This is a genomic window from Vibrio sp. M260118 (assembly GCF_036533755.1).
GTDB lineage: Bacteria > Pseudomonadota > Gammaproteobacteria > Enterobacterales > Vibrionaceae > Vibrio.
In genome coordinates this window covers 1-5,597 of sequence record NZ_JATABG010000240.1, presented here as the reverse complement: position 1 = coordinate 5,597, position 5,597 = coordinate 1, and the positions used below count along the sequence as shown (strand labels likewise).

General features: G+C 44.7%; 5 protein-coding genes and 1 pseudogene. 5 read left to right on the top strand and 1 reads right to left on the bottom strand.

Annotation, left to right across the window (positions count from 1 at the left end; all coding sequences use genetic code 11):
* Positions 1 to 15 precede the first annotated feature (15 nt).
* From QTO00_RS13865 to btuD, 3 genes are all read left to right on the top strand, one after another.
* Entirely contained in the window at positions 16 to 1,044 is a 1,029-nt protein-coding gene (locus QTO00_RS13865; protein ID WP_331425329.1) for a succinylglutamate desuccinylase, read from the top strand.
* 95 nt (positions 1,045 to 1,139) lie between these two features.
* Entirely contained in the window at positions 1,140 to 2,135 is a 996-nt protein-coding gene (gene btuC, locus QTO00_RS13860) for a vitamin B12 ABC transporter permease BtuC (RefSeq protein WP_331425328.1), read from the top strand.
* Positions 2,122 to 2,877: a vitamin B12 ABC transporter ATP-binding protein BtuD gene (gene btuD, locus QTO00_RS13855; protein WP_331425327.1), complete on the top strand. Its 756-nt coding sequence runs from the start codon at positions 2,122 to 2,124 to the stop codon at positions 2,875 to 2,877. Before btuC ends, btuD begins: the two co-directional genes overlap by 14 nt.
* A 313-nt stretch (positions 2,878 to 3,190) precedes the next feature.
* On the opposite strand, the gene QTO00_RS13850 is transcribed toward btuD, so the two are convergent.
* Positions 3,191 to 3,766, bottom strand: coding sequence for a nucleoside triphosphate pyrophosphohydrolase family protein (locus QTO00_RS13850; RefSeq protein WP_331425326.1), 576 nt, complete (start codon positions 3,764 to 3,766; stop codon positions 3,191 to 3,193).
* A gap of 185 nt (positions 3,767 to 3,951) precedes the next feature.
* On the opposite strand from QTO00_RS13850, the gene QTO00_RS13845 reads away from it, so the two are divergent.
* Together QTO00_RS13845 and QTO00_RS13840 are read left to right on the top strand one after the other, a co-directional pair.
* Positions 3,952 to 5,031, top strand: coding sequence for a sensor domain-containing diguanylate cyclase (locus QTO00_RS13845; RefSeq protein WP_331425325.1), 1,080 nt, complete (start codon positions 3,952 to 3,954; stop codon positions 5,029 to 5,031).
* A 335-nt stretch (positions 5,032 to 5,366) separates the two neighbouring features.
* Positions 5,367 to 5,597 (top strand): annotated as a pseudogene (locus QTO00_RS13840) (methyl-accepting chemotaxis protein); the annotation flags it as partial.

Below are 5,597 nucleotides of genomic sequence, written 5' to 3'. Positions count from 1 at the left end.
ATAAAGGAGTAGCGCATGACGAAAACCCTCTTTCGCCAATCTTTTCTTTTTGACAGCTTAGACTTACAGCAAGAGATGCCAGCAAATGAACTCACTGTGGCTGGTGGAGTTGTCTTTAAAATACATCAACGTGGTGTGCTGGAGGTGATTCCGGCGAATCTTTCAGATGAGAGTAAGCACATCATTATTTCGTGCGGTATTCACGGCGATGAAACTGCGCCGATGGAGATCGTTGATAAGATCATTACCGATATTCAAACCGGTTTTCAGCCTGTGACTGAAAGGCTGCTGTTTATCAATGCTCATCCAGCAGCAACGAACGCGCACACGCGATTTATTGATACCAATCTTAATCGTCTGTTTGATGAAAAAGAGTATCCGCCTTCAACAGAGCTTGAAATTGCACAAGATCTTAAGCGTGTAGTGAACGATTTTTACCAAGGCACTCAGCAAGAGCAGCGTTGGCACTTAGACCTGCACTGTGCGATTCGTTTGTCTAAACACTATTCATTTGCGGTGAGCCCTAAGGTTCGTCATCCGGTGCGTAGTCAGGCTTTAATGGAGTTTGCTTCCAGTGCTCATCTAGATGCCATAATGTTCTCTAACGCGCCTTCAAGTACCTTTAGTTGGTTTAGTGCCGAGAACTTTGGCGCGCAAGCGTTAACGGTGGAACTTGGTCGCGTGGCGAAGATTGGCGAGAATGACCTCGATAAGCTAGTGGCGTTTGACCTTGCTCTACGTGACTTGGTGTCAAATAGCGACTCTGAACACTTGTCGCGCAAGCCGGTTATGTATCGTGTTAGTCGAACTATAGTGCGCCTGCATGATGATTTTGACTTCATGTTCAACGACGACGTGGAGAACTTTACCGCGTTTAAACATGGTGAAGTGTTTGGTCATGATGGAGACAAACCCCTGATGGCGAAAAACGAAGGGGAGGCAGTTGTGTTCCCAAATCGCCATGTTGCGGTTGGTCAACGTGCCGCGCTAATGGTGTGTCCGGTTAAAACTCGTTATGAGGATGGGCAGATCGTCTACGACTAGCCAACATTTCCAATGCAACGCTTTCTATTTTAATGGCTTAACGGTATCGTTAAGCCATTATTCTTTGCGGGTTCAACAGACAAATCAGCGACAACATGGAATTTACTCAGCTCTTAGGCCGTAGGCGTCAAAAGTGGACACGCTTTGGCGTACTGTTTTTTGTACTTCTTATACTCATTAGCAGTGTCTATTTAGTCGTTGGTGAAATTTACATATCTCCCTTCCAAGAACTCACGTCACTGCAAGAACAGCTAGTGTTGCAGCTTCGCCTACCTAGGTTGTTTGCAGCGATTACCATTGGAGCAGCACTGGCTGTCTCTGGCGCGGTGCTTCAAGTACTGCTCGGCAATGTGTTAGCCGAACCGGGCGTGTTGGGGATATCTGGTGGTGCCAGCGTGCTGATGGTTATGGTGTTGTTCTTCTTTCCTGCGTTCGCCACACCGGTTGGCTTTATGACCGCAGCGGTCATGGGCGCATTAGCGTTTACATTGCTGTTAGTGTTTGTCGCAAAAAGCATGCGGTTGACAACCACTAAGCTACTTTTGGTTGGGGTCGCACTAGGGATTCTTTCTGGTGCAATCGTTACTTGGGCGTTCTATTTTAGTGACGACTTAAGCCTTCGTCAGCTCATGTACTGGTTGATGGGCAGTGTTGGTGCTGCAAGTTGGTATCATCATGTTTTAACCTTGGTCTTAGTACCTGTGCTTATCTGGTTGTGCTGCAAAGGTATCTTACTCGATAAGTTGATGATGGGAGAACAGCATGCCAAACAGTTAGGCATAGATGTTGATGAAGCGCGCTGGAAGCTGATTTTTGCTGTATCAATATTAGTTGGGGGGTCAGTAGCGCTCGGCGGCGTGATTGGCTTTGTCGGCCTCGTCGTACCTCATCTTCTACGTTTAGCATTCGGTAGTGAGAACCGCTACCTGTTGCCAATCTCTGCGCTAGCTGGAGCAACTTTAGTTGTCTTTGCTGACCTAATAGCTCGAACTGCACTCGATTCGGCAGAGTTACCACTTGGCGTCGTTACAACAACAATTGGGGCTCCAATCTTTATTTGGATGTTGGTGAGTAATCATGATTCACGTTAGTAGTCTCTCTGTTGGTTCTCGCCTGTTACCGCTCTCTTTTGACGTTGCGCCAGGCGAAATTATGCACGTGATTGGCCCAAATGGCAGCGGTAAAAGCACGCTGCTGTCGGCGGTTGCAGGTTTGTTGGCTTTTGAAGGTCAAGCTAAAATCTTCGAGCAAGATGTAAAGCAAGCCTCAATTGAAGCCCTATCGACTAGCCGAGCATTTTTGGCGCAAAGCGATCGCCCGGCATTTAACCTCGACGTTGTTCACTACTTGTCTTTATCACTGCCTACCACAGCGTTAGCCAGTCACCCGAATGTCACCGAGGTCATTGGTGAACTATCAAAGCTATTAGAGATTGATGACAAACTTCATCGCTCGATACACCATCTGTCAGGCGGTGAGTGGCAACGAGTTCGCTTATGCGCGATATGTTTGCAGGTTTGGCCAACGTTAAACCCTCACGCAAAGCTGTTGATCCTTGATGAGCCAGCTGCGCCGCTCGATATCGGTCAAGAAACGCTGCTCTATAAGTTGATTCAACGTGTCGCTGAGATGGGAATTGCGGTACTGATGTCGAACCATGACTTAAATAGAACCTTGAAACATGCTGACAAAGCGATCTTGCTTGATAAAGGTGTCATGCAGCAGGTTGGGAAGGTGGAACAAGTGCTTTCCGTAAGCGAACTATCGCGTGTGTTTAGAACCCAAGTGAAGCGCGTTGTTATCGATGGTTCACCCGTTCTATTGTTCGAATAGTACCCCTAAAGAGGTATTTTGGTGCAACTTGCACTTAAACAGAGCGTGATGTCGATCCGCTGCTAGTCATGTGTTTTGTTTAAATCCTTTAAATATCAATAACTTAAGTTAATTTAAAAAGTTGGCACGCTACTCGCAATATGTATTAACGATACATTCTCGTTCTTGTTGGACGGATTCATTCGGAAGTAGGTGACTGTAGGTGGGAGCCTTATGAATGATTGATGAAGTCTTTTGTTTTGACTATGGAAGCTTACGCCACCTAAGGTTTACTTTAGGTGGCGCTTTTTTATCTATTATTTGCCTTTGGCTACTATTTTGTTAGAGGTACTAGATCTGCTGGGCGGTAGTAAACAGATTTCAGCACTTTACCTTGGCGAATTGTCTTCGCTTCAGAGACAAAATCTTCAGCACATTTAGCGATGATGTAATCACCTTTCTGTACAGCCATTAGCTTGATACCTTGCTCTGCGTAGTAAGCTTCAGTTTCAGCGTACTCTTTTTCGTTACGGCACACTTTGCTCATATTGCTTGAGTGAACTTCATCCCAACAAGGTAAGAACTCAATACCACGGTTTACTGCAACATTGAGTAGCAGGTCGATTAGGTAGTTGATCGCTAGGTTGTCTTCGACTTTGTCGTGGCCCAAATGAACCAAACGTCCCATCAAAACATACACGCTGTCGATAATTGCATCCGCTTGCTCGGTTTTATTGTCTGCCTCTGCAAGCTCTGTTAATTCTTCAATGGCTAAGGAAGTATGCAGAGTGTCCGCTTTATCGTCTAAACTTTGTGGTGAGTTAACTGGCAAATCGAAAGTGCTACGAAATTCAGAGATGTCGCGGTAAAGGTGGTCAAAGATTTCTTTGGTTAGTTTTGAAAGGTACATATCCATTGGTCCGGATGTGGTTAAGATTGGTCAATACTACCAAAGCCGCTCTGCTGTCGCTATGTAGAGTCTGAAAATATTGGGCGGAGAGGCCAAGTTTTGTTGTTGGAAACAAGAAAAGAGTTGCATCTATTGAAACTATAACTCTATCTTTAATATAACAATTATTATCTTTTGGAGACTGTATGGTGGTTGAAAGCGAAAGTGAAAAGGTGATTCGAGGCTTGTATCAGATCACCAATGACTACCAGAAGGGATTTGATATTCAGGTCAGTCAGTTGATCATGATGGGATTGGAAAGATTCAATCTCGATATCGGTATCTTATCTCGAATCGACGGTAACACTTATACAGTGCTCAACTGTGTGACTCCAGAAGGTGTCGAGCTAGGTGTCGGGGATACTTTCGACTATAGCCAAACATACTGTGAAATTACCTGCAGCTCCTATGCGCCCGTAATGATTGAGAATATGGGTGAGGATGACAAGTACGCGACGCATCCGGCATATCAAGCGTTTGGCCTCGAATCTTATATTGGTGTTCCGATTTTTATCGACAATGAAATATTCGGTACGCTCAACTTCTCTTCTGCTACACCTTACCACCGTAAGTTCAAAGCGATTGATGTAGACGTACTAAAGTTGATGGCCTCTTGGATTGAAGTTGAGTTAATTCGTCGTAAACAAGAAGAGCGTCTACAAAAGCTAAATGAACGTTTGGAATATCACGCTAATCACGATGCGCTAACAGGAGTGGCGAATAGACGCAGTATGTTCAAAACGGTTCATCTCGATATAGAACGTATGAAGGGCATTGGCGGGAAAGGAACTCTGTGCGTGATTGATATCGACCACTTTAAACGGGTCAATGACAACTATGGCCACCAAATCGGTGACGATGTACTTAAAAAAGTGGCTGCAAAAATTAAGCAGCAACTAACGCCAAGTGACTTTGTCGCTCGCTTTGGTGGTGAAGAGTTTGTGGTTTGGCTACCAGAACGAGACGTTAAGGTACGGCGCGAGTTGGTCGAAAAGGTACGGACTTGTGTGAACAGCATTGAAGTAGGGAACAAGCCCGTAACGGTTTCAATTGGCTCCTGTGAGTTTGACTTCTCCGACTTGGGAAGCGAGCAGTGCGACAAAGCAACACTCGATGAAATTATCCATATTGCGGATGATAGCTTGTATGCAGCAAAAGCCGCTGGCCGAAATACAACGGTGACTTCGCGGTGGAATAAAATCGAACCCGCCCCGATAGAGTTGTGATTTCTCAAACATTTAAATAAAAAAGCGCCATTTGGCGCTTTTTTATTATGTGTAGCATTTACCAGGTTGCAATTGGGCAGCGAAGCTTGTCATTCACTTTTCTACTCGTTGCTGCACCACTTAATCTTTATATCAACCATCGACCTCGGTATTCGACCACTCATTAAGTAGGCAAATGAAAAATGGCTAGTAAATCAGTACTCTAAATGATGTGGTTTTATAAAAAGAGTATGACCTCAATACTCAATGCTACGTCAAAAATAATAAATGAATCCAATAGTCGGAATGAACAAAATAATGAACATACTTAGGAGCATTACTCAGTGGAGGTATGTATGAGCTTATCGCTAAAAAGCCGGACGAAACTTAAGCTGCTAACGGTGATACCTTTGGTTTTGCTGACAACACTCGTTACCTTGGTTTATTACTGGAACGGTAAGAACGCATTAGAGCAAGAGTTGGTCGATTACCGTGAACAATTACTAGATAATCGGAAAAAAGAGTTAAAAGCCTACTTGATGATGGGAGTTACAGCGGTAAGCGACCTTCATGAGTCAGATCGCAAT